The following is a 26,267-nucleotide window of genomic DNA, read 5'->3' on the forward strand; positions in this document are numbered from 1 at the left end:
TGGCTCACGCGTCCTTTCCGACGGACAGGGGTTCGGTGGGTTTGTCCGTGGCCACCGCTGCCGCGGGGACCGCAGGCGCGGGGGTCTTCCGGAATCGGGAGGTCATCCCCTTCCACCGTGGCAGGAGCAGGGCGATGATCACCAGCACGGCGGTGATCGCCTTCATGTCGTTGGGATCAAGTCCGACGCGCAGCGCCGCGAAGATGATGAGGCGGTAGAGGATCGCGCCGATGATGACGGCGATGACCGACAGCCACACCCGTCGCTGACCCAGCAGCGCCTGGCCGAGGATGACCGAGGCCAGGCCCACCAGGATCAGACCGATGCCCATCGAGATATCGGCGAAGCCCTGGTACTGCCCCACCAGGGCACCGCACATGCCCACGAACCCATTGGACAGGGCGATGGTGAGTGTTTTGGTGAAGTCCGTGGACACACCGAAGGACTGGACCATGGGGCCGTTGTCACCGGTGGCGCGCAGGGACAGGCCGAGGTCGGTGTTGAGGAACCACACCACCACCGCCCCGAGGACCGCCACGGCCACCAGCAGAATGCCCGGTCCCGCCCAGGTGCCGAGCAGGCCGGCCTCACGCAGTGGGGTGAACAGGGTGTCCTGTCGTAGCAGGGGCACGTTCGCCCCGTCCATGATGCGCAGGTTGATCGACCATAGGGCAATCATGGTGAGGATACCGGCCAGCAACCCGTCGATCCTGCCCTTGGTGTGTAGCAGGCCCGTGATCAGGCCGGCGATGAAGCCGGTGACAAATCCGGCGAGCGTGGCGAGGACGGGATTCCATCCGGCCATGATCGCCATCGCGGCGGTGGCCGCACCGGTGGTGAAGCTGCCGTCCACCGTGAGGTCGGCGAAGTTGAGGACACGGAAGGTGAGGTAGACCCCCAGTGCCATCACGCCGTAGATGAGCCCGACTTCGAAAGCGCCGATCATACGCGCTCAGCCTTGTCCAGGATCTCCTGTGGGATCTCCACACCCTGACGCTCGGCGGCGTCCTCATTGATCACGTAGGTGAACTCGGTGGCGGTCTCCACTGGCATGGTCGCCGGGTCGGCACCGTCCTGCAGGATGCGCAGGGCCATCTCGCCGGTCTGTCGGCCGAGCTCGGTGTAGTCAATGCCCAGGGTCGCGATCGCGCCACCCTCCACGGTGCCGGCTTCCGCGCCGATCACGGGGATCTGGTTCTGTTCAGCAACCTGGACCAGGGAAGCGATACCAGACACCACCATGTTGTCGGTGGGAACGTAGATGGCATCCACATCACCGAGTGCGTCCACGGCCTGCTGGATCTCATTGACGGTGGTCACGGTCTGGGTCTTGACCTCGATCCCGAGGGGGCCTGCGGCCTCCTCCACGGCGTCCACCTGGACCTGGGAGTTGACCTCACCGGAGGCGTAGACAATGCCGATGCTGTCCACATCCGGGACGAGCTGACGGAGGAGTTCGAGCTGATCCTCGATCGGGGCGGCATCAGAGGTGCCGGTGACATTGCCCCCCGGAGCCTCATTGGAGTCCACGAGGTCGGCGGACTCCGCATCGGTGACCGCGGTGAACAGAACGGGGATATCCGTGATGTTCTGGGCGGTGGCCTGCGCCGCCGGGGTGGCCACAGCCAGGACCAGGTCCAGATTGTCGGAGGCGAACTGCTGGGCGATGGTCAGCGCGGTGCCTTGTTCACCGTTGGCGTTCTGCTCCTCGAAGGTGACCTCCACACCCGCATCCTCGAATGCCTGCTTGAACCCTGCGGTGGCGGAGTCCAGAGCGGGATGCTGGACAAGCTGGTTGATACCGATGGTGTAGGAATCACCATCCCCGGATGCACCGGTGGTGGTGTCGGTGTCCTCGGAGTCGCTGCTGCAGGATGCCAGAGCAAGCGCGCCGACGGTCAGGATGCCGGCGAGGGTCGTCGAACGGGAAGAGAACATGGCACATCTCCTTTAGTAGATTTCTTGGCCCAGGGTGTTCACTCGTGTCACGTAAAAATCATCTGTGAGATGATTCATACTAGAACTTACTGGCCTGACAGGTCATATGGGTAAACCCGCCGTCACCATGGGTGCCCCGGGTGGGTTTTGTCGCTGCCCACCGGCTACCCACCGGCTGGCCACCGGCTGCAGACCAAACGAGAGCGGGGGTCACGACGCGGCGCTAGAGTGGAGACCACCATGAACGTTCCATCTAATAAGCCCAGCGATGCCGACCGCGAATATCTCCAGGCTGAACTGACCCGCCTCGTCGGGCAGGGTCGCCTGGATCTGACCACCTACCAGGACCTGGTGGATATTGTTTGGTCCACGGAGAACAACACCGACCTCATGCAGATCCGCGCGCGGTATTTCGGTGGGCCCACGGTACAGCAGTCACCGGCGCAACAGCCCTCCGTACCGCCGCAGCAGTACCGGTATGGCCACCCCCCGGCACAGCAGCCGCCCCATCCACATTCCCCCCACGGCATCCCCATGGGGGGACACCTGGCCCAGCCCCACCAGTTCACCCCTCCGGCGGTGGCCGGTTCCGAACCGGAGCAGTCGACGATGGGCTCTATCAAGAAAACCGGTCAGTGGGCCGTCCCGGCGTACTCCGCCTACAAGCTCAACGGCTCGGATCTCCACCTGGATCTGCGCAGGGCGACGGCTGCGGCGCCAGTGGTCACCATCGACATCACCATGAACATGTCGGCGGCCACCCTGGTGGTGCCCCCGGGTGTGCACGTGGATGTGCAGATGGCCAGCAAGAACTGGTCGGAGTTCAATGTGGACACCTCCACCCCCATCCCCGGCGCCCCACGCGTGGTGCTCACCGGTGTCGCCCGTGCGTCGACGTTGAAGGTGATCACCAAGAACCCGAATGAGCCTCTGGGGCTGTGGCAGCAGGTCTTCGGCTCCTGATCTCAGGAACGTGACGGGGCCCCGAGCGTCCGGTCCAGCAGCATGTGGATGGCGTTGTTGAGAATACCCGGTGCCTCCAGGGGCAGCATGTGCCCGGCACCCTCCGCGATCTGGCGTTTCGCATCGGGCCAGAGTTCGCAGATGCGCTCGGACTGACTGAGGGGGGTGACCTCATCCTTCTCCCCCGCCAGGACATATCCACCCATGCCCACCAGGGCCGGGGCGGCGTCCAGTTCGTCATGGTCCTGGAGATCATCGAAGAAACCCACGAAGGTGTCCAGAGGGGTTTCGTGGATCATCGCGGCGTGGAATTCCACGACGTGGTCGTTGATGGGTCGTTTGAACACCGCGGTGGACAGTGCGGGGGCGATGAAGGAGGAGATGTAATCCCGGAATGCATCCACGTCATCCGGGGAGGCCTCGGTGGTGTCCCTGACCTTCTCGGCGATCGGTGAGGCGAGGATCTGGGGCAGTCCCTGGGCGGAGAGCGATTCGATGGAGGCGGCGGCGAGGATGACACCCTTGATCCTGTCGCGGAGTTCGGCAGGGGCACGTTTGACCAGGTTGAGCGCTGTCAGACCTCCGAGGGAGTGCCCCACGATAAGCAGGGGCCCGGTGGGGGCGTGCGCCCGGATGGTGGCCAGGGCATCGTCAGCGGTGCCGTCGACGGTACACAGCTCCGGTTCCACCCGGCCGGTGCGCCCATGACCGCGGACGTCGAAAAGCACGCTTTTGACCTGGGGGAAATGCTCCTGCAGATAATCCACCTGCATATAGAACACCTCGGCGGCGAGGGTGAATCCATGGATGAACACGACGGTGGCCTCCGCATCCGCGGGGCCGACCACATAGGTGCGGACCGCGATCCCACCGGAGTCCACGGTCGCCTCCTCGTCCACGTGAACCAGGCCGGGCCGACGGGTACGGCTATGCAGCGCGCGGTGCTCCCGCGCCAGACTACGCCTCCCCTTCTTCGTGAGGCGCAGTCCTGCAGCGCGGAGTGATGATCGTAACCTCGTGGGGTCCAGAGCCATGGCACCCAGACTACAAGCCACGACAACTGGCTCCGGGAAGCGCACAACGGTAACTTTGATGTCATGATCCCGAACTCCACCAATACCCCTGAAACCCCCGATGACGCCCGGACGGGCATGCTCACCACCCTGGTCGGGATCCTGTCGGATGTGGGTGGGGTGAGTGCCGAGGACATCACCACCACCGCCCGCCTGCGCGAGGACCTGGCCATCAGCTCCCTCAACCTCATCGAGGCTGTCGTGCGGGTGGAGGATGCTTTCGGGGTGCGCATCGAGGATGCTGATGTACAGGGATTCACCACCACCGGTGACATCGTTGATTTCCTGGAGGCCAACCGTTCGGAAACAGTGACCTAAAACTTCCCGGATAAACGGGACTTTCCGGGGATCTACACGCACAATGGTCATATGACTGTGAACATCTCCTATCTCACCGACATGGATGGCGTCCTCATCAGGGAAGGCGACATGATCCCCGGTGCGGACCGGTTCCTACATGCCCTGGTCCACAACGACATCGAGTTCATGGTGTTGACCAACAACTCCATCTTCACCCCCCGCGATCTCTCCGCCCGTCTGCGCAGCTCGGGGTTGGATATCCCGCCCGAGCGCATCTGGACCTCCGCCACCGCCACTGCACATTTCCTGAAATCACAGGTCAGCGAGGGGACCGCATATGTGGTCGGGGAATCCGGTCTCACCACCGCGCTGCACACCGCCGGGTGGATCCTCACTGATTCCAATCCGGAGTTCGTAGTTCTGGGCGAGACCCGCACGTACTCCTTCGAGGCCATCACCACCGCCATCAACCTCATCCTGGGTGGTGCCCGGTTCATCTGCACCAACCCCGATGTCACCGGCCCCTCCCCCACGGGAATCCTGCCCGCCACCGGTTCAGTGGCCGCGCTGATCACCGCGGCGACAGGTGCGGAACCGTACTACATCGGTAAACCCAATCCGGTGATGATGCGCAGCGCCCTCAACACCATCGGTGCACACTCGGAGCACACGGTCATGATCGGCGACCGCATGGATACCGACGTGATCTCCGGTCTGGAGGCCGGGATGCGCACCGTCCTGGTCAAGAGTGGCATCTCGAATGAGGCTGAGATCAGGCGGTACCCGTTCCGTCCGACCATGGTCGTGGACTCCATCGCCGACATCGCCGAACGGTGGGATGATCCCTTCGGTGATGGTTCCTTCCAAGTCCCGGATCACGCCGAACAGGACGCCGAACAGGACGCTGAACAGAACTAGGAATCCCCCGCACCGCTCCGTGCCCTGCACACGGACGGTCAGATGTCTACTGTCGTGGACATGGCGATTTCTGACATTGCACGCAAAGGCGAACGTTGGGCGAACCGGGCAACCCTGAAACGGGCCATCCGTAGGGGTTGGACCCCCGAGGTCACCGGGTTCTCCGGATATGGTTCACAGCGACGGGTCCGTGTTCTTGCGCGGATCCTCATGACCAATCCGGATGCCCCTCAGGATCCCCTGGAAGGCAGCGAGGAGGGCCAGATGTCCCTGGGCGAGCAGGCACAACGGGGTTGGCGGCAGTTCTTCACCATCCAGGTTCCCCACCACCCCGTCCGGGTGCATGTCGGCGACAAGACGGTGGATTCCACCACTGATGGCAACGGGTACCTTGACCTGCTCGTGGAGGACCACGGGTTGGATGCCGGATGGCATGAGGTCTCCGTCGAGGCCGAGGGGGCGACCCCCGCCACCGCCAGGGTGCTCATCGTTGACCAGTCCGCCCGGCTGGGGTTGATCTCGGATATCGATGACACCATCATGGTCACCTGGCTCCCCCGGGCCCTGCTCGCGGCATGGAACTCGTGGATCCGCCACACCGACACCCGCAAGCCGGTCCCCGGAATGGGTGAGTTCTATGCCGAGCTGCTGCGCAATGATCCCCATGCACCGGTGTTCTATCTGTCCACAGGCGCATGGAACACCTTCGAAACCCTCAGCGCCTTCCTGAAACGGCACCGCCTCCCCGATGGCCCGATGCTGCTGACTGATTGGGGCCCCACCCCGACCGGGGTGTTCAGATCCGGTCAGGAGCACAAGAAGGTGCAGTTGAGGAACCTCATCATCGACTACCCCGACATCAAATGGATTCTCGTGGGTGATGACGGCCAGCATGACCCGTTGATCTACGGTGAGGCCGTCGCGGAACACCCGGATCGGATTGCAGGTGTGGCTATCCGTGAGCTCTCCCCCGGGGAGCATGTGTTGTCCCACGGCACCACGGGTGCGCTGACCACCATCACCACCAATGGTGGGCAGGGTGTGCCCGCGGTACATGGGCGTGACGGCCATGAGCTGTTGCTCAACTACCGCATCCAGCCTTTTCCCCTGGCTGAACAGGACCCGGCCGGGGAGGTCATCGACTAGCCCCGGGAATGCAGAAAATCCTGCGGTGTCCCCCCTCCTCCCGGAAGGGCCGCAGGATTGGTTGTCCCCCGGATCCCGTGGGATCCTCACCCGCCGTCGTCTAATCAACGATGCGCAGTTCAACCTCAAACCTGTGTTCATCAGCCAGATTCACCAGCAGCTCCCGCAGGCACGAGAGCTCACATGGTGCACCGGTGATCACCTCACGGCACTCGACCAGGCCGAGTTCGAAGGGATCGCGACGCCAGGCCGTGAACCACCGTGCGGTGAGCGGATCAGCACCCGGAGCAACAAGCTCCGACGGGCTGGGGATGCACACCACCATTGCGGTCTCCACTGTGGGTCGCAGCGTGCGTGGCATTCCGCTGATCGTGAGAACAGCAGTCTGTGCCGGTTCGGCCACATCCGTGAATGAAGGTGCAACGGAAGTTTTCAGTTGTGGTAACCCCATGTCCTCCCAGAAGTCTGCCGTGAGCAGGTCCGCCTGATGACGGCTCCGGGTGGGCACGGTTAATGCTTTGTTCGTCATGTCGGATTCCTTAGGCAACACCTGACAACCCCCGACCCTGGTCAACCCAGTGCCGTGTGTTGTAAGACGAGGATCGTCTTCCCCAACGGCCTCGCGTGTGCGTCATTCTTCCTTCAACGACGTGCTACAGGCGATTGTGGTGAACTCACACCGGACCGGCAACCCTGAACCACCACTTTAACCCCCGATCATTAAAGCTGAAGTTCAACTTTAGACTCCCCGTTATGGAAGCAGTCCACCCCATCACCACAGCTCAGAGCACCCCTGGCCACCCCCACCAGCCCCCCTCGTCAGCGGACCACGGGAACCCGCGAGAGGAAACCCGGGGAAACCACTTGAACAATGCGAACACATGTGCTATCAAGCCGGGCCCGGGATTCCCGGCCGGTCAGACCCCGCGCTCAAGTTCAGCCCACACCGCATCGTTGAACTCCGTCCACAGCGGTTTGGCCCAGGCATCGAAATAACGGTCGGTGAGCACCACACCCGCACGGCCGGTCCCGGGGGCTACCCAGAGGAAGGTGCCGGAATAACCGAAGTGCCCGATGGTGTTCTCCGGCATGGTGGTGCCCGTCCAATGCGGAGCCTTGGTGCCCTTGATCTCAAAACCCAGTCCCCACGGACACGGCTTCTGCATCCCATATCCCGGCACGGTGCCGATCAGATCCGGATACTGCACGGTGAACGCCTCATCGAGGGTCTGGCGTGCCACCAGGGTCGGGTCCAGCAGCTCCCCGGCAAATCTGGTCAGATCCGCCACCGTGGAGCGCATCGCATGCCCGGCGGATCCGTGCAGCCCGGAGGACTCCATACCCAGCGGCATCAACACCGCCTCACGCAGGTACTGCGCGAACGGCATCTCGGTCTCCTCCTCCACTGCATGGGCCAGGACATCAAATCCCGCCGATGAATAGATCCGGCGATCCCCCACCGGCCGCTCCACCACCGGGGAACCGAAGGCCAGACCCGAGGCGTGGGCCAGCAGGTGACGCACCGTGGCCCCCTCTGGGCCGAGCGGGGTGTCGAGCTCGAAGACACCCTCCTCGATGGCGATGAGAAAGGCATAGGCGGTGACCAGTTTGGTCACGCTCATGATCTCAAAGACATGATCCACATCGCCGTGGCTGCTGACAGCACCGTCGGCGATGATGCTTGCTGCGACGTTGTCCACCGGCCACGAGTCAAGTGCGTTCAGGCTCTCCATGGACTCCGACCCTAGCAACTCCCCCACCCGGAACGGCTGAGGCGGGGCCGGGGCGGACCGGAAAATGACAGAGGCCGCCATGCATACACGCATGGCGGCCTCTGACCACGGACATCGGTGGGGCCAGCGGGGCTACACACTCAAAGTGCTGTTAATGCAGGTCAAAGCACCAAACACAGGCAACCCAACCCAGCCTGTACGCAATGTGTACGCAAACACACCACGCAACCACCAGGGAAAGGACAACCCCAATGCGAGCACCAACCCCCAACCCACACCCCGTAGGCACACCAGAATGGGCCGCGCATGAAGATGCATGGTTCCGTGAGTTCCATTCCTCTGGAGAGCTCCACACCCTCATGGCCACCATCTCCCACGTCGGTGCCCTCCACGACCAGGCAGGGGCGTAACCCATGACCACCACACACCAGCCCACCCCGGCGCGCCGGGAACACCAGCACCAGGGCCCCAAGCTGCCCAAGCTCTCCCACCTCGTTAAGTACGTCGATGTAGACGGCACCGTCACCACCATGTGCGGCAAACAGTGGAAAGACACCCTAACGGTCGCTGGATCCACCCACACACCCTGTGCTGCCTGCCACGCGGCTAAGCATCTCTATGAGGTCATGCCATGACACTGCCCCGAGACGATCAACCAGACACCTACACCGGCATCTGGAACCGGGTGCAGATCACCCACGTGGTGCCGGACTCCAGCCGTGGGGTGATGCATCTTGTCATGCCCAAGGACACGGTGCGTACCTTTTGCACCACCACCAACCCGGTGTGGGTATGCACCACCCGTAGGCCCGAGACCATCGGCGCGTACATCCAAGGCAGGGCAGATAAATGGCGGCTGCACGGCGGGCCCATCCTCACCCCCTGCCCCGAGTGCTTAACGTTGGCGGCGGTGGAGGCGGAAATGAGGGGGCAGAATAAGTACCCCATCCAACGCCTGTTAGACGGGTTGGCACGCACTACCACACCACAGGCGAAGTCTTAACCGCTTAGACGGCGTTTCTGACCTGGGGTTATGCAGCCCCGATTACCTCCCCGGCGCGATACTGGCACCAGCTCCAGGCGCGCCGGGTTTCTTCATCCCTGCCCGAGCTCCAGGCCCCGCGCACGCGGGGAAGGTATTTTAAAACTTTTAAATAGTCGGTAGTGCCACGCCAGGGCCCGCGCGCGGGGAAAGTATTTGAAATTTTCAAAATGTAAATACCGGGTCAGGCCTCGCACCCGCGCACGCGGGGAGCTGAGTGACGATCATCGTAACGCAGACCTTAGCTCAGCCCCACGCCTCTTTTGGTGAGGTAACCGAAGATCTTCGTTTATCTGAATGCCCATGAGGGACAGGCAGGCCCGATAGGTCGGGATCCCTACCTAACAACCCCCGCGTACGTAGTCATGCGTAGCTGGACGCCACCCCACCCCGGGGTGCCGGAAATATCCAGCCCTCCCCACAATTCACAACCCCCCCTGCCCGGTAGTGAAAATATCTCTCTGCCGTACGACACCGGGGGTGTGAGCTGGGGATAAACGGGAATTTCCCATATTTCCCCAGGTGCGTTTTATTTCAGTGCGTACACCATGCCAGACCCTAAGCCACCCGGCGCGTACCAGGCCCCCACCCCGGGGCACTCCCCCACCCCTCCAGGACACCTACAGGCGGCGGAGAGAGAGGGTCTAACCGTGAGCAAAGAGCGGGGTCAGGAACCCCAACCCCCGGATATTATCGGCGGCGGGTAGTTACTGCCCTGCACCGTTGTTCATCATGGGATCCCACTTGTTGGGCAGGTGAGCATACTTAGTAGGCACCGTGTTATGCCACGCTGGGGTGTTGGTCATACCGTGATAAATGTTCGACTCCACCAGCGAATCAGGGCGGGTAAAGGCTAGGGAGTCACGTCCCTGGGCCCCATCGTGATAGCGGAACATCCCAGCCCGTATGTTCCCGAGCTCCACCAGGCGGCGTGTTGCCCGGCGCGCTGCCACATAGTCAGCACGGGTGGGGGCTGGCACGTGTTTGCGAACTACATCAACCACCCAACAGATCTGGTTGGGGGTCATGGTCTCCAGCTCTGCCAGTATCCGTTGTTGCCAGATTCCAGGCCCTCTACTCATGTTGCCCACCCCATCTGTCTAAGCGTTGCCCTAGGGGTAAACCTACCAGGGGCAACACTTAACCAGTGAGGGGAGAATACCCGCGCCGGGTATCCACTGGTCAACCCGTAAGTTTCCCCCACCCTGAAGAAAATAAGGACTCAAGGCAGGACAGGGGGAGTCCTCTCACGGAACCGTCAATACTTTGCCCACCCCTACACCACTGGAACTTTCCCCCACCCTGAAGAAAGTCCAGACACCAGGAAACAATGGGCGGGGTCTAGACCTGCACCCCCTCGGAAAAACAGGCAGGAGTGGTTGCCCGGCACTGTCCCCCCCAGCGTGATGGGACTTTTAGGGCCCGTGTAAAAAATACCCTGACCGTGATAGCCGGGGAGGGTCAGGGCGGGGCACCCCTCTAAGATTTTCCACCCATCACACCCCCACATAACTAGGTGGGCCCCTGTTATTTTTCGGATCCAGACGGGGAGAGAGAAACCTGACACATGGCACAGGGGGGAGTCAGTACGGCAGGAACGCTAAGAATACAGGCACCCCTACCACTCCAGGGCCTCTCCCCCGGCGCGGCGGGTGGTGCTCCCGGGCGCGCCGGGTGCTGGTTGGTCATTTTCGGGAAATTCCCGTTTCTGTCCAGGTGCTCCCGGGCGCGCCGGGTGCCGGCCTTTTCTGACCGGGTAGGGAGAGAGACACAGGCAGTTCATAACAGGGGGCGATGTGCCAGCATGAGGGGTTGGTATAAAACGCCTCCCCTGCCCGTGGGCTCTCTGCACCAGTCTTTTTAACCGATCAGTTGGAAAGGCATCTACTCCCCTGCCCCGTGGGGCTCCCGCTTGGGGTGGGGGGTAACCCCAGCCCTCGGGCACCATAGTTCGCCCGTTGGTATAGGCGCACGCGGTGTGTACAGGTCTGGGGATCCCCTGCCCCTGCCTAGTCCTCCAGCTCCAGGCGGCGCGCGTAGCGGGTAACAGCCCGTGCCAGTTCTCGGGCGTACGGCATCATCCTGCCCTCATGCTCTGGGAAGTGCCGCTGTAGATCCTTAATCAAAAATGCGGTGAGTCGTTCCTCGGGGCTGGTGTTGTATCCGGGGCTAGGCGTACTCAAGTCCATGGCGGTGGCGCCTCCAATCATGGGTGTGGGGATCCCCTGCCCGGCGCGACCGTGGGCATGAGCACCAGGGCGCGCCGGGTGGGTTGGGGTGTTGGACCTAACTCCAGTTCCCTATAGGGTGTGGTCCAAACGGTCCAATGGTCCAATGCAGGTCAGGGCATGTTTACGGCGGTCCAATCGTGGTCCAATCGTGGTCCAACTGGACCGTGGACCTGGGTTGGTGGTCCACCATTGGACCTGGGTTGGACCGGTATTGGACCATCACATACCCCCGTTGACCTGGGTTGGACCATTGGACCTGTTGGACCACTCTCTCACCCGGTCCACGCCTTGTGGTCCATGCACCTGTGCCACTGCCCGGGTGCCCTCCCCAGTAACAGTGATAAGCCCCTCTGCCTCCAATGCTTCAAACACCTCGGGCACTAGTTTTCGTAGGTCACTCTTAGCGGCGTACCGACACGCGGCCACGTTGACGGTGCCCTCCCCGGCCTCCAGGCGGCGGACAACATGCGAGCGGGCCCGGGCCTCCATTTTCTCCAGCCGCGCTATCTCTGCCTCCCGTTGGTTCTGAGTGCGTTGCTCTGCCTCCCGGCGCGCCTTGGTAGCCAGTTCACGCCGGACCAACCCAAGGGTGTCTGTGTGCTTAAGCAACACAACCCCTGCCAGTTCCCAATCCTCTAGGTCCACATCGGTGTGCCCCTCCAGTAGTGCGAGACCACAGGCAATCTTGATCCGCAACATAGTGCGGTGCCCCTCCAGGGGGTCAGCGTCCACGTTGAACGCCTGTGAGCTACGCCTACGGTAATCAGCCACCACATAGGTTTTCACGCTCTCGGGGAGGTCCATCACTGTTTGGTCCCGGGGGGTGGTTAGTTCCACTTTGAGCGGTGGCACGGTCTCGGGGATCCACTGCCCTGTGTCCTCCATCCAGGCAGGCAACCACACGTAACGCTGGGGTAGTCCACTGTCCTCATGCTTGAGAATTGCGGGGGCGTTGGCTGGTTGGACCTGGGTAATCATTCCCAGCCGGTAGGTGTGGGCCTCTACGTTGGACCGGGTATCTGCACTGGAGTTGTTAAACCCAGCCTGCTCCCCGCTCCACATCTTCAACAGGGTAGGCACCACCGTGGATCCGCTACGCCCTGCCAACGCATCCAGGTTGGACACCTCGGATTCATTGACCAGGGCGCGGGTGATCCGGGGTGTGGGCAGTTCATCTTTCTTCGGTGCTGGGGGCTCCATGAACAGCCGTACCAGGCCCTCCCCGGTGCCGCTGTTGATCTCGGGCACGTGCACCGGGAAACCACCGGTAGCGTCCACTATCTCCACCGCATCACGGGCGGCACTCATGCAGGCACCTTTTCCACCGCCCGAGTTGGCGGTCAGGGCGATAAAGATATTTAGGGATCCATACCCACCGATCAACGGCGGGGTAACCAACGTGGGTGGGGTGGAGGCGATCACCCGTGCCAGGACACACCCGAGCATTCCCCACGGGTTGACGTTGCGGGAATGAGCAAACCTCATTAGGTGTGCCAGGCTATCGCGCCGGGTCCATAGGTCATCCGGGTTGGTGGTCTCCACCGGCACCACGCCGGGTGGTACTTCTACCTCCCCGTTGGCGATACGCTCCACCGGTGGTGGGGCTGGAGGTAGCTCTACATCATGCATGAACGGTGTCATTACGCTGCCCTCCCCACCGTGTTGGCGGCGCTAGCCAACGTGCGCTGTATTTCCATATCCGACAACCCAATGGACTGTGCAGCGGTGGTGAGCTCTGCTGTGAGGTCTAACCCATCCTCCAGGGCCCGGCACGCTGCCCAATGCAACACGTTGTTACGCTGCCCCTCCCCGGCCTGCTCCACCGTGGCCACCAGGCCCGCGCCGGGGGACTCCCCGAGCTGTACCCGGCGCGCCTGCACCGGCTTAGGCAGGGGCTTATAGACGTGGGCACGCAACCAGGTAGGCAACACCACAGGGGTGCACCAGTGGGCAATGAGGTAATGCATTCCGGTGGTGGGGTGAACACTGGGGGGCACGACAACATAACCGGTGTGTGTTTTGACGTCCACACCCTCCCCTGCCGTGCCGCGTACGTCCCCCGAGTACGGCAGGGTGAACCAGTAGTGCAGCCCGTGGGAACCGGTCAGCATCATCAACGTGTCGGGCACCTCCAGGCCCCCGAGCTCCACCCACGTATCCCACCCACCGTTACGGGGATCAATATCTAGCACCACCATGCCCTTAGGTGGGGTGGCACCAATGTTCGCGCCGGGCCACTTCTCCCACCACGCCTGTACCTGTGCCAGGTCGGTGGTGAAGTCCTTGAACCCGTTGGGGGTCAACGGCACTTTGCCGTTCAGGGGCCCTACCTTGAACCCGAGTTGTGCGTACCGGCGTGCGGCGGTTGGTAACCATTGGTTGGTGGGCAGGGTCTCGGGGGATCCATCCCACTTCAATGGGGTGTTATGTCCGGCAGGGTTGCTACACTGGTGTTGGTTGTCCACCACCCCGAGTAATGCCCCTGCCTGCACCGTGGGGGCATTAATCATTGCTGCCACCACCTTGAATGACAGTCAGCCCGGCGCGCCGGGTCTCTGCCTCCATCTCAGGGTGTGGCAGTCCGTTGGGGTGCTCCAGGCACACACAGGTGAACTCTTTCCCCTTGGGGCCCATCTCACGCTGTGAGTACACAGGCAGGTGATTGGAGTAGTACACCGGGCGCATGATGGAACCATCATTCCGACGGTGGTAAACCCCGGTGTCCATAGCCATGGCGGTGACATCGGCGGCAATGCTGTACAGCGCTGCCATGACCTCGTTCAGGGGCCCGGGTAGGTATTCCTCCCCGTCGATCAGCTCCAGGCCGTAGGTATCTGCCAGGTGCTCGTGTACCCAATCCAGGGTGTTACGCAATGATTCCCGGGTGTGAATGAGGGCATCACGCGGTGTGTAATCGGCGGGCATTACGCTGCACCCCCATCCCACTGGTTGGTGGCACGGGCCTGTATCAGGGCCTCCAGCGACTCCACAGATACGCGCATGGAACGGGGTGTGAGGTAGGTAGCCTGTAGTTCTCCAGCGGCCACCAGGCGGCGGATTGTCTTAGTGGAACAATCCACTAGTTCAGCGGCATTAGCTACGGTGAGCCACTGTTTATGGGTGGTAGGTGAGGTTGTGGCACTCATGGGTGTGAAACCATATCTAGCGTGTTGGGTGCACGCTTAAACCCCCGGCACGCGACTGCCAGGTTGTATAAGCGCGGCACCCTCACTATGAGGCCATGCCCTACAGGTCTAAGTTCCCGCAGATAGTGGAGAGTCTACCACAGGGCACACAGGGCACTATAGGGCCTGCACTGCCCTACGGATCATATCTACCGGGATCCGCTGCCTCCCGGCGCGCCTAAATGCATGTAGCACCGGGGCCAGCTTGGTGGAACGTACACGGTAACCGTCCAGCACCCACACATGGTCATGGTTGGGGCGTTCCTCCCAACTCACCCGAGTAGTTGCACGCAAGCCCGTCACCCCCTGAGATCCCATTTCATCCTTGAGAATTTCGGTACTACGTTGCTCTGCATCACCTGGTGATTCCGACAGTTCACCAGCGGCGTAGAGCTCAACAGCCCGTGGCCAAAAATAGTAGCTACTTGTATGCTTCCCCACCGGGCTAGGTGACCTGCCCTTGAATACCCGCGCTAACCACATCTCTTCCACTTCGTCAGGCGCGTCCAGTGTGTAATACAGGTAAAAAGTTCCGATAGCTTTCTTGGTGTCCTCACCCCGGTAGATCCGCACCCATTGAAATGTTCCCTCCATCACTCCAACACTCTGGGGGGCTCTAGGCAAGATTGTGCCCTCCCCATTGGTGAGCAACTTTTCATACGCACCGGGCATTAAGAATTGAGAGTGCAGGGCCGTGCTCACAAGTCTTTTTGTCTGTTCATCCAGCGCATCAAATTCTGAGGCAGGTAGATCATAGAGCTGAGTCCATAAGCCTTTGGCAGTGTTCTTAGCCAGTCGTAACGCTAGTAACGGTGGGGTGCTGCCTATTTCGTCTTGGACATTCCCTATTACAGGCTTAACCAATTCACGCAACTTCTCTAGCGCTTCATCGCGTCCCAGCTGTTCATTCTCATTCACGATTACAACCCCTGTCCGTTGTCTAGTGTGCTGCCAATCATCCCCATGAGCTCCTGGGGGCGGGACTGCCTCACGCTGGTGTAAATATGGGTGATTGTTGATAGGTCGGTATCCCCGAGCACGCTGCCTATCTCAGCTGGGGTGGCCCCCATCTCAGCCAACCGGGTGGTGATCCACCGCCGGCCACTATGAGGATGAACCCGGCGCGGCACCCCAGCCTTATCGGCGGCACGGATCAACACAGAACGGAAACTAGTGTCCATCACTGGTTTGCCCCCGGTGGTGACGGTGAATAACCCACCCTCTGCCTTATCCGCGTACAGGCTCAAGTGCTCCTGCATCATCTGTGTGAACTCAGGGAACACGTACACATCACGTACACCGGCCTGTGTTTTGGTGGGTTGGCGCACCAGCTGTACTTTCCCGTCCACGCTTAACCGCTGGAGTTGGTCACGTACCTGCACCACCACGTACGGGGCACGGGGTACGTCACCTGCCACCACAACGTTATGGGTGTGCAGCCCGATAGCCTCCCCCACCCGCAACCCGTGAAACAGGGTCAACACCGTCAACGCCCGGTAGCGCGCCGGGACAGCCCCGAGCACCTTGAACAGTTCTGCATCTTCTAACAGGGGCTTGTCGTACTTGGGGGCGGCACTCCTAGCCGGGGCCTTGAGCGTGACGGGTGTTGCCGTAATGATCCCGCGCTCCAGGGCATCATTAAACCCAGCCTTGAGCCGCTTAAACGCTTTACGGTTGTACTCCGCTGTATCGGGAAACAGTGCCACCACCGCATCCCACCAGTCCTGAATATGTTGGCTGGTGACCTCCACCATGGGTACATCACGCAGTTGCCCGGCACGGCCCTGCACCATATCGGCCCGGGTGATCCTGTTCTCCGTGACCCGGGTGTACTGCTGGAAAGTGGAGGCCCGGATAACCCCGTGGTCTGCTAGGCGTTGGTTGTAGGCGGTGAGGTATTCCCCCACCGTGATCTGTTTCTCTTGGTTCTTTTTGTTTCTGTCCTTGGGTGGCATCCAAGTGGTGTACCCAAGGCGGTGGTGCTCCACCAGGGTTTCCTCCTGGGCTAACCACAACTCTGCCTGTTGCTCTGTAGCGAATGATTTACCGGGGGTGTGCCTGCCACCATCGGGCCCGGTGTACATGACGATGAAACGCTGCCCGCGTTGGCGGATGCTCCCAAACCGTCGCTTCATGCTTGGTTTCCTCTTAGCCCGTGCCATGTGTGTGGTTGTCCTTTGCGTACGTACCCAATCCGTACGCAACATGTACGCGTTAACAGTCTATATCAGTCCCCACCAGTCCATACATGTGTTAGACTGAAACACGCAATGACCTGCAAGAAACAGTGAAACCCCCAGCTAAACGCAGCTAGGGGAAACACAATAAGTGGGGCCAGCGGGGCTCGAACCCGCGACCAACGGATTATGAGTCCGTAGCTCTAACCGACTGAGCTATAGCCCCCGTCCACCGTTGCCTTTCGGACAACGGACTCATTATACCCATGACATTTTCCCCCAATATGCCAACCCCCGGTTCGTGTCGCATTATCATGAGGAACCAATCCCCTCCCGCGCCGAGGAGCTCACCATGCAGGCAGCAACCATCACCCGTCGCCTTTTCCTCCGGGGCACCGCCCTTGCCGCGACGGTGGCCACCATAGGTGGGACAAAGACAGCACACGCCACAGCTCCCCACCAATGGTTTCAACACGGGGTGGCCTCCGGGGACCCCACGCCCAGCTCTGTGATCCTGTGGACACGCGTCACCCCCACACCGGAGGCAACCCCGGGCAGCGGGGTGGGTGAGCCGGTCGGGGTGGCGTGGGAGGTGGCGAGGGAGGCGTCGATAAGCACCGTCGTGGCGCGCGGCACCGCGGTGACGGGGCCGGAATGCGACCACACCATCCACGTCGACCCGGGCGGGCTGGAGCCCGCGACCCACTACTACTACCGGTTCACCGCCCCGGACGGCGAGCGGTCCCCGGTGGGGACCACCACGACGCTTTCGCTTATCGACGCCCCCCTGTCCTCCCTCAACCTCGCCGTGGCCTCGTGCGCCAACTGGGAAGCCGGCCACTTCGCGGCCTATCGTGACATCGCCCGGCGCGCCGACGCAGGTGAACTGGACCTGGTGGTGTTCCTGGGTGACTACATCTACGAATACGCACGCGGCACCTTCGTCGGCGGATCCGGGATGGTGCGTGCCACCGAACCCGCCGAGGAGACCGTCCGTCTCGATCAGTACCGCACACGCTATGGCCTGCACCGCACGGACCCCCACCTGCAGGCCGCCCATGCCGCACTGCCGTGGATCGTGATGTGGGATGACCACGAAACCGCCAATGACTCCTGGCGTGACGGTGCGCAGAACCACCAACCCCATGAAGGCCCCTGGCACGATCGGAAACAAGCCGCACTGCAGGCGTACCTGGAATGGCTACCGATCCGCGCGGGCGCCGACGACCCCCTCTACCGCTCCTTCACCTTCGGCACCCTGGGGCACCTGTCCATGCTGGATCTGCGCAGTTTCCGCGACGCACCACCCACCCACCAGCAGTGGCTGGGCGGGATGCGTGGGACCACCATGATGGGGACCGCACAGTTTGACTGGTTGAAAACCCAGATCGAACACAGCACCGCCCGGTGGAACATCATCGGCAGCTCCGTCATGTTCTCCCCCATGCAGGTCACCGGCGGCCCCCACATCCAGCTGCCGGATCCCCTGCCTGCCAACCTCGATCAGTGGGACGGGTACTCCCTGGAACGCGACCGCCTGCTCACCGTCCTCGCCGACACCGGTCGCCCCGCACTCTTCCTGGCCGGTGACATCCACTCCGAGTGGGGCAGCACCCTGCGTCACGGTGACCGGCACGTCGGGGTGGAACTGGTCGGCAGTTCCATCACCTCCGCCAATGTCAACGATTTCCTGGGACTGCCCGAGGACAATCCCGTCAGCCTCAGCAGTGAGGGTTTCATCCGGACCAACGCCCCCCATGTACGCCATGTGGATCTGGATGCCCATGGATACGCCATCGCCTCCCTCGGGCCGGAATCCGTCCAGCTGCGCTGGTTGCGGGTCGCCGACATCACCAGGCCTGACTCCCCGGTCGCCCCAGCGGTGTCACTGGACTGGGTTTACGGCACCGGATTTACCTCCTGAGCTGCCGATTTGTGTGTTTTGAAAGCATCGGGCTATAGTTAATTCTCGTTGCAGGGAAGCGGCACACAGCCACTACTCAAACAACAACAGTATTCCTCCATAGCTCAGTTGGCAGAGCATTCGACTGTTAATCGAAGGGTCACTGGTTCGAGCCCAGTTGGAGGAGCAGAAATAAAACCCACCGAAATTATTCGGTGGGTTTTTGCATTGCCCTGGCAGGGGGCTGATTCCAGGGGTGACGCTGAACGAAAACGTTGGTTTGCACTCAGAGGCGCCCCATTCCGGCCGGTTTCCCGCGCAAGCCAACGAAAACGTTCACACCATCCTGCACCCGGGTCGGTCGACGTAGCCTGGGAGCCATGAGCACAGAACCCACCTCCCCCACCGCACCCGTTACCGCCACCCGCACCGGGCCGTGGACGTTGTCCGTCGACAATGGCCGGGGTGCCACCCTCACCATCGGCATGGAGGGCGCCGACGGCAGCTTCTCCCCCGTCGAACTGCTCCAGGCCGCGCTCGCCGGGTGCACCGCACTATCCGCGGAGGCCCAACTGGTGGACAAGCTCGGCGCCGATGTGTCCGTCTCCTCCACCGTGCAGGCCACCTACGCCCCCGACGCGAACCGGATCATCCACCTGGACACCACAATCACCGCCGACATGACCTCCCTGCCGATGGAAAGAATGGACAAACTCATCCAGGCCGCGGAGCGTTCCGTGGGCAGATTGTGCACGGTGAAGAGATCACTCACCCACGGCATCGAGACCACAACCACCGTGGTCAACGGAAGCGCTGGACCGACCGGCAGGGTGTGACTGGTTGTGGCTTCGATTGTCACCGCGCTGTGAACCGCTCTACCCTGGCGGATATGGAGAAAACCGCGAGCACAGCACCACCTGTCCCACTGGATACGCCTCTGGAGGATTACGCCCTGCTGTCGGACACCCACACCGGGGCGTTGCTGTCCAGGCACGGCAGCATCGACTGGTTGTGTCTACCCAGGTTCGACTCCGAGGCTGTATTCACGCGTCTGCTCGGTGATCATGATCATGGCCACTGGCGCATCCACGTCCCGGATGGTGAGGTGATCAGCCAGGCCTATCTGGGTGATTCCTTCGTGGTGCAGACCGTCTGGCGCTCCCCGACCGGTATCGCCCGGGTGGTGGATTTCATGCCGATCCACGGTCACGGGGATTCCCTCACCGACCTGGTGCGTACCGTGCACTGTGTGGAGGGCGAGGTCGATGTGGAGGCGGTGCTGCGACTGCGGTTCGACTACGGCGAGTCCATCCCGTATTTCCGTTCCGAGGATCACGGGAATCACAGTGTGATCCAGGCGGTGGCCGGCCCCAATGCGGTCTACGTCCGTGGTCCGAAGATGCCCCACCGGCCCAGTTCCGACTGCCACCATGGCGCGTTCACACTGACGGAGGGGGAATCCCTGAAGTGGGTGCTCACCTGGTCACCGTCATTCGAGGAGCATCCACCGTTACCCGATTACTCCCGTTCCTTCGAGGAGACGGTTGCCTTCTGGTCCCACTGGGTGGAGACGCTGCCGCACCAGGAGCTTTACTACGACGAGGTGCGCCGCTCCATGCTCGTCCTGCGTGCACTAACCGACCTGAAAACCGGGGGGATCGTCGCGGCCCCCACCACCTCCCTACCGGAGGAGTTCGGCGGGGTACGCAACTGGGATTACCGCTATGTCTGGCTGCGGGATTCCGCCTTCACCATCGAGGCCCTGGTGGAATACGGTTTCTCCCAGGCCGCCATGCAGTGGCGGGCCTGGCTGCTCCGCGCGATCGCCGGTGACCCGGAGAAACTGCGCATCATGTACGGACTCGGGGGTGAACGCCACCTCCCGGAGCGCGAACTCCCCCACCTCCGCGGATATGAGAACTCTGTGCCCGTCCGGGTGGGTAACGGCGCGGCCGAGCAGTACCAGGCCGATGTGGTCGGTGAGGTCATGGTGGCACTGGAGACCATCCGCCGGGCGGGATGCCTGGAGGATGAATTCTCCTGGGGCATGCAGAAGGCCATGTTGGAATTCCAGGAACTCAACTACCACCGCAAGGACCAGGGCATCTGGGAGATGCGTTCCGAGCCGAAGTACTTTACCCACGGCCGGGTGGCCATGTGGGCGGCATTCGACCGTGGGGTGAAAGCCGTGGAGGAATATGGCCTGGACGGCCCGGCGGACCGGTGGCGTGAACTCCGATCGCGGCTCTATGAGGAGATCATGGAGCACGGGTACAACGAGGAGATCCAATCCTTCACCCAGTGCTATGACAACACCCGGGTGGATGCCTCCCTGCTGCACATCGTGCAGATGGGGTTCATCTCCCCCACCGATCCGAAGATGCTCAACACCGTCGCCCGCATCGAGGAGGAACTGCTCGATGAGCATGGCTTCCTCCACCGCTACATCACCGATGGTTCCGATGGCCTGGAAGGTGACGAGTACCCGTTCCTCATCTGCTCCTTCTGGCTCATCGAGCAGTATGCCCTGTCGGGACGACTCGAGGACGCGAAGGAGATGATGGAGCGTGTGTTGTCCGTCCAGAGCCCCCTGGGACTCCTCTCCGAGGAGTACTCCCCCACCCACGGACGTCAGGCCGGTAACTTTCCACAGGCGTTTTCCCACATCGGTCTGATCCGTGCGGCCCGCGCCATCAATTTTGAGACCGCCAGAACCAGGTAGGCTGTCGGTTATCACCAACGAAGACATCCGATTTCCTAGGGAGACCATCCACCCATGATCCAGCTTGTTATCGGCGCCGCCGCCGGGTACGTGTTAGGCACCAAGGCCGGGCGTAAGCGATACCACCAGATCAAGAAGGGATATGAAACCGCCATCAACTCCCCGGCGACAAAGGCTGCGGTGAACGCCACCCGGCGCGCCATCGCCAACAAGCTCGACCCGGAACCTCGGATGAAGGAGGTACGCAATCTGCGTACCGATGATGGCCACAGTGTCCTCGAGCCGGACGAGGATTAGTCAGAGACCGGTTCAGCTCCGGAACGCCCGCGCCATCAGTTCCCGCCGGGCCTGTTCCAGGGCCACCAGGTCTGCGAACAGGGAGTTGTAGGCCTGCTCATCATCGGAGGGCCGCATGCGCTGCAGTTGGCTCTTGAGCACCGCGATCTGGTTCCCCACCCGTGTCTCCTGGAGTCGGGACAACACCCCGTCGGTATAGGACTCGAGATCCTGGGCCTCCACCTCGATGGGTTCCATCGCCAGTTCTGACACCAGCGAGGTGCCCAGGATATCCGCCATGTTCTCAGATACCCGCGGTAACCAGTCCACCCCTCCGGTGGCCTGTTCACACCCACCGGCTGCGGTGATGGCATCCCGGACCATGCGGTAGGCGGGGTTGGTGAAACAATCCACCGCCAGCCCGTCGAAGTACGATCCCGCCAGTTCCGGGTGCTGGAGGGCAATCTTGAGGGATTCACGTTCCTGCCACAGGGCGGGGTTACGTGGGTCGGGCATGACCATCTGGGGGCGACTGCTCTGATCCTCCAGGTTCTGCGCATCAAAGCGGGTGGCCCGCATCTGTCTCTTCTGCGGCTTGGGTCGACGGACCTCCTCGTGCACCTGCTGGAGCACCTCCGCAGGATCGGGCCAACCCACCCAGCCGGCGAGCAACCGGGCGTACTCCGACTGCAGGGTCCGGTCGCGGATGCCCGCGACGATCGGCACCGCTCGGCGCAACGCGTTGAGTCGTCCCTCCACCGTGTCCAGGGGGTACTCACTGATGATGGACTGGATGACGAACTCGAACATGGGGACCCGGCTGGCCACCAGATCCCGCACGGCCGCATCCCCGCGTTCCAAACGCAGGTCACAGGGGTCCATGCCCTGGGGCGCCACAGCGACATAGGACTGGCCGGTGAATTTCTGATCACCCTCGAAGGCGCGCATCGCGGCCTTCTGGCCGGCCTCATCACCGTCGAAGGTGTAGATGAGCTCCCCGCGGAAATAGTTGTCATCGAGCATCAGCCGACGCAGCATCTGGAGGTGTTCATCGCCGAAGGCGGTGCCACAGGAGGCCACCGCGGTGTTGATACCGGCGGCGTGCATGGCCATGACATCGGTATAACCCTCCACCACCACGGCCTGGTGACTCTGGGCGATGGCCCGCTTGGCGGTGTCCAGGCCGAAGAGCACCTTGGATTTCTTATACAGCAGGGTCTCGGGCGTGTTCATGTACTTGCCCATCTTGTCATCGTCGAAAAGCTTCCGGGCTCCGAAACCGATGACATCACCCGCGAGGTTCTTGATGGGCCACAGCAGTCGACGCTGGAACTGGTCGATGGGACCCCGCCTGCCCATCTTGGACAACCCGGCGGCCTCAAGTTCCCTGAACTCAAAACCCTTCTTCAACAGGTGTTTGGTCAGCGTGTCCCACCCGGCCGGGGCGTAACCACATTCAAAGTGGTAGATGTGCTCCTTGCTGAAACCACGCTGCAGCAGGAAATCACGGCCGGGCTGGGCCTCGGGTGTTTCCAGCTGTTCACGGTAGAACTGGTGGGCCGCCTTGTTCGCGGCGATGAGACGCTGACGGGTACCGGGTTCCTCCCGCCGCCCCGGGCCGCCTCCCTGGTAGTTGATCTGGTAGCCGATCTTCTCCGCGCAGACCTCCACCGCCTCCGGGAATGATATGTGTTCCATCTCCATGAGGAAGGAATACACATCCCCACCCTTGCCAGTGGAGAAACAGTGGTAGTACCCGCGGTTGGGGCGGACATGGAACGACGGGGTCTTCTCGTCCTTGAAGGGGCTGAGTCCCTTGAGTGAATCCGCGCCGGCGCTTTTGAGCTGCACGTAGTCACCCACGATCTCCTCGATCGGGGTTCGTTCACGGATTGCCTGGATATCGCTTTCCGGTATGCGTCCCTTTGTCATGCTCAACACTCTAGCCCCTTGCCGGGACATGAATCCCATCCACGGAATGTGAGAGGATTGACCCCATGCAGAGAAGCGGCAACAAGAAAATCACGGGTGTGCTCGGGGTGGCGCTGATCGCCGCGGCCACCTGGTTGGGGATCAACGCCTCCGGTGAGGACCAGGCGGACACCACACGGGCCACGGCAACCACCACAGCAACCACCTCGGTGGCCCCACAGCGCACCATCAGCGGCCTGCCCGCCTGCTCCCTGGAGAGCCTGCCCGATCAGACCGAACCCGTGGTGGAGGACATCCTGACCGGCGGCCCCTTCGCCTACCCCGATAATGACGGCACCCGCTTCGGCAACTACGAGGGCATCCTGCCGGAGGAGCCCGCAGGCTACTACCGGGAATACACCGTGGACACCCCGGGGCTGAACCACCGGGGTCCGCTGCGCATCGTCACCGGGGGCAGCGAGGACACCGATCCCGATGTCTGGTACTTCACCGGGGACCACTATGAGTCCTTCTGCGAGATCACCGATGCGGAGGGCTAGACCATGCACATCGTGATCCGCGGGTCCTTCCGCACCCGGGCGGATGTCCTGGGGCTCATCGGCCGGGCCGCCTGGGGCAGTGAACGGCCCGCACCCACCAACCTCGACGGGCTGGCCGACCTGATCAAGGAGACCGGTCTGCGCAGCATCATCATCCAGGGCACCTGGGCGGTGGACGAGAAAACAGCCTCGGCGATCAACCGGATCTGTGGGGATCTCGGTGTCTCGCTGAGGCTGCCGGCGGGGACTGACCCCGCGTCGTAAAGCTCTCTACTCCACGGTGACGGACTTGGCCAGGTTGCGGGGCTGATCCACGTCGAAGCCCTTCTCGGTGGCCACCGCGCAGGCGAAGATCTGCAGCGGCACGGTGGCCAGGAGGGGCTGCATCAGGGTCGGAGCCTGCGGGATGCGGATGATGTAGTTGGCGTGCTCATCAACAGCCGTGTCGCCCTCTTCGGCGATGACGATGGTGACGGCACCACGGGCGCGGATCTCCTGGATGTTGGAGACCACCTTGGCATGCAGGGAATCACGACCGCGCGGGGACGGGACGATGACGAAGACGGGCTGTCCGTCCTCCACCAGTGCGATGGGGCCGTGCTTGAGCTCACCGGCAGCGAAACCCTCGGCGTGCAGGTAGGCGATCTCCTTGAGTTTCAGTGCACCCTCGAGGGCCACCGGGTAGCCGACGTGGCGTCCGAGGAAGAGCACCGACTTGGCATCGACCATGCTGCGGCCGAGCTGCTTGATCTGCTCCTCATTGTCGATGACCTCCTGGATCTTCGCGGGCATCTCACGCAGGGAATCCAGGATGACGCGGACCTCGTCGGCGAACTTGTTGCCGCGCAGCTGCGCCAGGTACAGACCCAGCAGGTAGGACGCGGTGATCTGCGCGAGGAAGGCCTTGGTGGAGGCCACGGCGATCTCCGGGCCGGCGTAGGTGTACAGGCAGGCATCGGCCTCACGCGGCAGGGTGGAGCCGACGGTGTTGCAGATGGCGACGACCTTCGCACCCTGCTCGCGGGCGTGGCGCACAGCCATCAGGGTGTCCATGGTCTCACCGGACTGCGACAGCGCCACCACCAGGGTCTTTTCATTGACGATCGGATCGCGGTAGCGGAACTCATGGGCCAGCTCCACCTCGGTCGGGATGCGGCACCAGTGCTCGATGGCGTAGCGGGCCACCTGGCCGGCGTAGGCCGCGGTACCACAGGCCACCACGATGATCTTGTCCACCGAACGCAGGATGGATTCATCGATGCGCAGCTCATCGAGCATCAGTTTGCCGTCCTCGTCCATGCGACCCAGCAGGGTGTCGCGGACGGCGGCCGGCTGGTCATGAATCTCCTTGTCCATGAAGGAGTGGAAACCACCCTTCTCGGCGGCGGCGGCATCCCACTCCACGGCGAACGGCTTACCCTCCGAGGGGGCGCCGTGGAAGTCGGTGATCTCGTAGGAGTCGGCGGTGATGGTGACCACCTGGTCATTGGACAACTCCACCGCGCTGCGGGTGTAGTCGATGAACCCGGAGACATCGGAACCGAGGAAGTTCTCCCCCTCGCCCAGGCCGATGACCAGCGGGGAGTTGCGGCGGGCGGCCACGATGCGGTCGGGGTGGTCGACGTGGATGGCGAGGAGGGTGAAGGCACCGTCGAGGCGCTGACCGGTCAGCTGCATGGCCCGGGTCAGATCGCCCTCGGCCTCGGTCTTGTAGATCTCCGCCAGCAGGGTGGCGGCCACCTCGGTGTCGGTGGAGGAGACGAAGTTGTACCCCTTGGCGGTCAGCTCGGCGCGCAGCTCGGAGAAGTTCTCGATGATGCCGTTGTGGACCACAGCCAGCCTGCCCCCGGCCACCACATGCGGGTGCGCGTTGACATCGGTGGGACCACCGTGGGTGGCCCACCGGGTGTGTCCAATGCCGAGAACCGAATCCGGCAGCGGCGCGCGGGCGATCTCCGTCTCCAGGGCTGCGACCTTGCCCGCCTTCTTGCGGAAGCTGATCTCCCCGTCCGCGTACACCGCGACACCGGCGGAGTCATACCCGCGGTATTCCAGGCGACGCAGTCCTTCTAAGACCACGTCCAGCGCATAGTAATTGCGGGTGTCACCCGCTTGGCCAATGTATCCGACAATTCCACACATTCCCGAAACTGTACATCAGGTTTTATCTGCTGCACCACCTGAATTGG

27 protein-coding genes and 2 tRNA genes are annotated in these 26,267 nt (G+C 62.4%); 14 read left to right on the top strand and 15 right to left on the bottom strand.

Features of this window, described 5'->3' with window-relative positions; translation table 11 throughout:
• Positions 1 to 4: 4 nt before the first annotated feature.
• Both CE_RS10645 and CE_RS10650 read right to left on the bottom strand, forming a co-directional pair.
• Positions 5 to 946 (bottom strand): ABC transporter permease, encoded by a 942-nt coding sequence (locus CE_RS10645; protein WP_006768148.1) that lies wholly within the window; start codon positions 944 to 946, stop codon positions 5 to 7.
• Complete coding sequence (locus CE_RS10650) at positions 943 to 1,938, bottom strand: ABC transporter substrate-binding protein (protein ID WP_006768149.1); 996 nt, start codon at positions 1,936 to 1,938, stop codon at positions 943 to 945. Before CE_RS10650 ends, CE_RS10645 begins: the two co-directional genes overlap by 4 nt.
• Positions 1,939 to 2,178: 240 nt before the next feature.
• Here CE_RS10650 and CE_RS15665 point away from each other — a divergent pair, with 240 nt between their 5' ends.
• A complete protein-coding gene (locus tag CE_RS15665) occupies positions 2,179 to 2,901 on the top strand; it encodes a DUF1707 domain-containing protein (RefSeq protein ID WP_006768150.1) in 723 nt (240 codons plus the stop codon).
• Between the two features lie 2 nt (positions 2,902 to 2,903).
• On the opposite strand, the gene CE_RS10660 is transcribed toward CE_RS15665, so the two are convergent.
• Positions 2,904 to 3,935, bottom strand: a complete 1,032-nt coding sequence (locus tag CE_RS10660) for an alpha/beta fold hydrolase (protein ID WP_049783618.1) — start codon at positions 3,933 to 3,935, stop codon at positions 2,904 to 2,906.
• Between the two features lie 63 nt (positions 3,936 to 3,998).
• Between CE_RS10660 and CE_RS10665 the strand changes: the two genes are divergently transcribed.
• From CE_RS10665 to CE_RS10675, 3 genes are read left to right on the top strand one after another with little or no spacing between them, the layout of a single operon-like run.
• Positions 3,999 to 4,292: an acyl carrier protein gene (locus CE_RS10665; protein ID WP_006768152.1), complete on the top strand. Its 294-nt coding sequence runs from the start codon at positions 3,999 to 4,001 to the stop codon at positions 4,290 to 4,292.
• A 51-nt stretch (positions 4,293 to 4,343) separates the two neighbouring features.
• Positions 4,344 to 5,192: an HAD-IIA family hydrolase gene (locus CE_RS10670; RefSeq protein ID WP_006768153.1), complete on the top strand. Its 849-nt coding sequence runs from the start codon at positions 4,344 to 4,346 to the stop codon at positions 5,190 to 5,192.
• A 60-nt stretch (positions 5,193 to 5,252) separates the two neighbouring features.
• Positions 5,253 to 6,338: an App1 family protein gene (locus CE_RS10675; RefSeq protein ID WP_049783652.1), complete on the top strand. Its 1,086-nt coding sequence runs from the start codon at positions 5,253 to 5,255 to the stop codon at positions 6,336 to 6,338.
• Between the two features lie 100 nt (positions 6,339 to 6,438).
• Here the strand turns inward: CE_RS10675 and CE_RS10680 are convergent, their stop codons facing one another.
• Both CE_RS10680 and CE_RS10685 read right to left on the bottom strand, forming a co-directional pair.
• Positions 6,439 to 6,867 carry a hypothetical protein gene (locus CE_RS10680; RefSeq protein ID WP_006768155.1) on the bottom strand — a complete coding sequence of 143 codons (429 nt, stop codon included), beginning with the start codon at positions 6,865 to 6,867 and terminating at the stop codon, positions 6,439 to 6,441.
• Positions 6,868 to 7,255: 388 nt separating this feature from the next.
• Positions 7,256 to 8,071, bottom strand: coding sequence for a serine hydrolase domain-containing protein (locus CE_RS10685; RefSeq protein ID WP_035108859.1), 816 nt, complete (start codon positions 8,069 to 8,071; stop codon positions 7,256 to 7,258).
• 251 nt (positions 8,072 to 8,322) lie between these two features.
• On the opposite strand from CE_RS10685, the gene CE_RS15375 reads away from it, so the two are divergent.
• Genes CE_RS15375 through CE_RS10695 form a run of 3 tightly spaced genes read left to right on the top strand, consistent with a single transcriptional unit; the run spans position 8,323 to position 9,074 of the window.
• A complete protein-coding gene (locus tag CE_RS15375; RefSeq protein WP_006768157.1) occupies positions 8,323 to 8,481 on the top strand; it encodes a hypothetical protein in 159 nt (52 codons plus the stop codon).
• 3 nt (positions 8,482 to 8,484) lie between these two features.
• Positions 8,485 to 8,706 carry a hypothetical protein gene (locus tag CE_RS10690; protein WP_006768158.1) on the top strand — a complete coding sequence of 74 codons (222 nt, stop codon included), beginning with the start codon at positions 8,485 to 8,487 and terminating at the stop codon, positions 8,704 to 8,706.
• Positions 8,703 to 9,074, top strand: coding sequence for a hypothetical protein (locus tag CE_RS10695; protein ID WP_006768159.1), 372 nt, complete (start codon positions 8,703 to 8,705; stop codon positions 9,072 to 9,074). Before CE_RS10690 ends, CE_RS10695 begins: the two co-directional genes overlap by 4 nt.
• 2,048 nt (positions 9,075 to 11,122) lie before the next feature.
• Here the strand turns inward: CE_RS10695 and CE_RS10705 are convergent.
• The 8 genes from CE_RS10705 to CE_RS10735 form a co-directional block, all read right to left on the bottom strand.
• A complete protein-coding gene (locus tag CE_RS10705) occupies positions 11,123 to 11,302 on the bottom strand; it encodes a hypothetical protein (protein WP_231295052.1) in 180 nt (59 codons plus the stop codon).
• A 261-nt stretch (positions 11,303 to 11,563) separates the two neighbouring features.
• Positions 11,564 to 12,973 carry a hypothetical protein gene (locus CE_RS10710; RefSeq protein ID WP_231295027.1) on the bottom strand — a complete coding sequence of 470 codons (1,410 nt, stop codon included), beginning with the start codon at positions 12,971 to 12,973 and terminating at the stop codon, positions 11,564 to 11,566.
• Positions 12,974 to 12,984: 11 nt separating this feature from the next.
• Positions 12,985 to 13,854: a bifunctional DNA primase/polymerase gene (locus CE_RS10715; RefSeq protein ID WP_006768163.1), complete on the bottom strand. Its 870-nt coding sequence runs from the start codon at positions 13,852 to 13,854 to the stop codon at positions 12,985 to 12,987.
• The gene (locus tag CE_RS10720) at positions 13,847 to 14,269 is read right to left on the bottom strand and encodes a hypothetical protein (RefSeq protein WP_006768164.1); all 423 of its coding nucleotides are present in this window, start codon (positions 14,267 to 14,269) and stop codon (positions 13,847 to 13,849) included. The genes CE_RS10715 and CE_RS10720 overlap by 8 nt, the downstream gene beginning before the upstream one ends.
• Positions 14,269 to 14,490 (bottom strand): helix-turn-helix domain-containing protein, encoded by a 222-nt coding sequence (locus CE_RS14975; protein ID WP_011075796.1) that lies wholly within the window; start codon positions 14,488 to 14,490, stop codon positions 14,269 to 14,271. Before CE_RS14975 ends, CE_RS10720 begins: the two co-directional genes overlap by 1 nt.
• Before the next feature lie 156 nt (positions 14,491 to 14,646).
• Positions 14,647 to 15,447 carry a hypothetical protein gene (locus CE_RS10725; protein ID WP_011075797.1) on the bottom strand — a complete coding sequence of 267 codons (801 nt, stop codon included), beginning with the start codon at positions 15,445 to 15,447 and terminating at the stop codon, positions 14,647 to 14,649.
• 2 nt (positions 15,448 to 15,449) lie between these two features.
• Positions 15,450 to 16,664: a tyrosine-type recombinase/integrase gene (locus CE_RS10730; RefSeq protein ID WP_006768167.1), complete on the bottom strand. Its 1,215-nt coding sequence runs from the start codon at positions 16,662 to 16,664 to the stop codon at positions 15,450 to 15,452.
• Positions 16,665 to 16,858: 194 nt separating this feature from the next.
• A tRNA-Ile gene (locus CE_RS10735) sits at positions 16,859 to 16,932 on the bottom strand.
• 126 nt (positions 16,933 to 17,058) lie between these two features.
• Between CE_RS10735 and CE_RS10740 the strand changes: the two genes are divergently transcribed.
• The 5 genes from CE_RS10740 (at position 17,059) to CE_RS10760 (ending at position 21,628) form a co-directional block, all read left to right on the top strand.
• Positions 17,059 to 18,630 carry an alkaline phosphatase D family protein gene (locus CE_RS10740; RefSeq protein ID WP_006768168.1) on the top strand — a complete coding sequence of 524 codons (1,572 nt, stop codon included), beginning with the start codon at positions 17,059 to 17,061 and terminating at the stop codon, positions 18,628 to 18,630.
• Positions 18,631 to 18,723: 93 nt separating this feature from the next.
• Positions 18,724 to 18,796 (top strand) — tRNA-Asn (locus CE_RS10745).
• Between the two features lie 193 nt (positions 18,797 to 18,989).
• On the top strand, positions 18,990 to 19,445 hold the full coding sequence (locus CE_RS10750) for an OsmC family protein (protein ID WP_006768169.1): 456 nt from the start codon (positions 18,990 to 18,992) through the stop codon (positions 19,443 to 19,445).
• A gap of 53 nt (positions 19,446 to 19,498) precedes the next feature.
• Positions 19,499 to 21,331 carry a glycoside hydrolase family 15 protein gene (locus tag CE_RS10755; RefSeq protein WP_006768170.1) on the top strand — a complete coding sequence of 611 codons (1,833 nt, stop codon included), beginning with the start codon at positions 19,499 to 19,501 and terminating at the stop codon, positions 21,329 to 21,331.
• A gap of 54 nt (positions 21,332 to 21,385) precedes the next feature.
• Complete coding sequence (locus CE_RS10760) at positions 21,386 to 21,628, top strand: hypothetical protein (RefSeq protein ID WP_006768171.1); 243 nt, start codon at positions 21,386 to 21,388, stop codon at positions 21,626 to 21,628.
• A gap of 12 nt (positions 21,629 to 21,640) precedes the next feature.
• Here CE_RS10760 and dnaG read toward each other — a convergent pair whose 3' ends face one another.
• Positions 21,641 to 23,539, bottom strand: a complete 1,899-nt coding sequence (gene dnaG, locus CE_RS10765) for a DNA primase (protein WP_173362576.1) — start codon at positions 23,537 to 23,539, stop codon at positions 21,641 to 21,643.
• A 65-nt stretch (positions 23,540 to 23,604) separates the two neighbouring features.
• On the opposite strand from dnaG, the gene CE_RS10770 reads away from it, so the two are divergent.
• Positions 23,605 to 24,078 (top strand): ribonuclease domain-containing protein, encoded by a 474-nt coding sequence (locus tag CE_RS10770; RefSeq protein ID WP_006768173.1) that lies wholly within the window; start codon positions 23,605 to 23,607, stop codon positions 24,076 to 24,078.
• 3 nt (positions 24,079 to 24,081) lie between these two features.
• Positions 24,082 to 24,342: a hypothetical protein gene (locus tag CE_RS10775; protein ID WP_006768174.1), complete on the top strand. Its 261-nt coding sequence runs from the start codon at positions 24,082 to 24,084 to the stop codon at positions 24,340 to 24,342.
• Positions 24,343 to 24,348: 6 nt separating this feature from the next.
• Here CE_RS10775 and glmS read toward each other — a convergent pair whose 3' ends face one another.
• Complete coding sequence (gene glmS, locus CE_RS10780; protein WP_006768175.1) at positions 24,349 to 26,220, bottom strand: glutamine--fructose-6-phosphate transaminase (isomerizing); 1,872 nt, start codon at positions 26,218 to 26,220, stop codon at positions 24,349 to 24,351.
• Positions 26,221 to 26,267 lie beyond the last annotated feature (47 nt).

Origin of the sequence: Corynebacterium efficiens YS-314, from assembly GCF_000011305.1 — a bacterium.
GTDB classification, from domain to species: domain Bacteria; phylum Actinomycetota; class Actinomycetes; order Mycobacteriales; family Mycobacteriaceae; genus Corynebacterium; species Corynebacterium efficiens.

Bases quoted from the DNA above. Each gene is read 5' to 3' on its own strand.
- CE_RS10645 (WP_006768148.1), bottom strand. From the start codon at position 946: ATGATCGGCGCTTTCGAAGTCGGGCTCATCTACGGCGTGATGGCACTG.
- CE_RS10650 (WP_006768149.1), bottom strand. From the start codon at position 1,938: ATGTTCTCTTCCCGTTCGACGACCCTCGCCGGCATCCTGACCGTCGGC.
- CE_RS15665 (WP_006768150.1), top strand. From the start codon at position 2,179: ATGAACGTTCCATCTAATAAGCCCAGCGATGCCGACCGCGAATATCTC.
- CE_RS10660 (WP_049783618.1), bottom strand. From the start codon at position 3,935: ATGGCTCTGGACCCCACGAGGTTACGATCATCACTCCGCGCTGCAGGA.
- CE_RS10665 (WP_006768152.1), top strand. From the start codon at position 3,999: ATGATCCCGAACTCCACCAATACCCCTGAAACCCCCGATGACGCCCGG.
- CE_RS10670 (WP_006768153.1), top strand. From the start codon at position 4,344: ATGACTGTGAACATCTCCTATCTCACCGACATGGATGGCGTCCTCATC.
- CE_RS10675 (WP_049783652.1), top strand. From the start codon at position 5,253: ATGGCGATTTCTGACATTGCACGCAAAGGCGAACGTTGGGCGAACCGG.
- CE_RS10680 (WP_006768155.1), bottom strand. From the start codon at position 6,867: ATGACGAACAAAGCATTAACCGTGCCCACCCGGAGCCGTCATCAGGCG.
- CE_RS10685 (WP_035108859.1), bottom strand. From the start codon at position 8,071: ATGGAGAGCCTGAACGCACTTGACTCGTGGCCGGTGGACAACGTCGCA.
- CE_RS15375 (WP_006768157.1), top strand. From the start codon at position 8,323: ATGCGAGCACCAACCCCCAACCCACACCCCGTAGGCACACCAGAATGG.
- CE_RS10690 (WP_006768158.1), top strand. From the start codon at position 8,485: ATGACCACCACACACCAGCCCACCCCGGCGCGCCGGGAACACCAGCAC.
- CE_RS10695 (WP_006768159.1), top strand. From the start codon at position 8,703: ATGACACTGCCCCGAGACGATCAACCAGACACCTACACCGGCATCTGG.
- CE_RS10705 (WP_231295052.1), bottom strand. From the start codon at position 11,302: ATGGACTTGAGTACGCCTAGCCCCGGATACAACACCAGCCCCGAGGAA.
- CE_RS10710 (WP_231295027.1), bottom strand. From the start codon at position 12,973: ATGCATGATGTAGAGCTACCTCCAGCCCCACCACCGGTGGAGCGTATC.
- CE_RS10715 (WP_006768163.1), bottom strand. From the start codon at position 13,854: ATGATTAATGCCCCCACGGTGCAGGCAGGGGCATTACTCGGGGTGGTG.
- CE_RS10720 (WP_006768164.1), bottom strand. From the start codon at position 14,269: ATGCCCGCCGATTACACACCGCGTGATGCCCTCATTCACACCCGGGAA.
- CE_RS14975 (WP_011075796.1), bottom strand. From the start codon at position 14,490: ATGAGTGCCACAACCTCACCTACCACCCATAAACAGTGGCTCACCGTA.
- CE_RS10730 (WP_006768167.1), bottom strand. From the start codon at position 16,664: ATGAAGCGACGGTTTGGGAGCATCCGCCAACGCGGGCAGCGTTTCATC.
- CE_RS10740 (WP_006768168.1), top strand. From the start codon at position 17,059: ATGCAGGCAGCAACCATCACCCGTCGCCTTTTCCTCCGGGGCACCGCC.
- CE_RS10750 (WP_006768169.1), top strand. From the start codon at position 18,990: ATGAGCACAGAACCCACCTCCCCCACCGCACCCGTTACCGCCACCCGC.
- CE_RS10755 (WP_006768170.1), top strand. From the start codon at position 19,499: ATGGAGAAAACCGCGAGCACAGCACCACCTGTCCCACTGGATACGCCT.
- CE_RS10760 (WP_006768171.1), top strand. From the start codon at position 21,386: ATGATCCAGCTTGTTATCGGCGCCGCCGCCGGGTACGTGTTAGGCACC.
- dnaG (WP_173362576.1), bottom strand. From the start codon at position 23,539: ATGACAAAGGGACGCATACCGGAAAGCGATATCCAGGCAATCCGTGAA.
- CE_RS10770 (WP_006768173.1), top strand. From the start codon at position 23,605: ATGCAGAGAAGCGGCAACAAGAAAATCACGGGTGTGCTCGGGGTGGCG.
- CE_RS10775 (WP_006768174.1), top strand. From the start codon at position 24,082: ATGCACATCGTGATCCGCGGGTCCTTCCGCACCCGGGCGGATGTCCTG.
- glmS (WP_006768175.1), bottom strand. From the start codon at position 26,220: ATGTGTGGAATTGTCGGATACATTGGCCAAGCGGGTGACACCCGCAAT.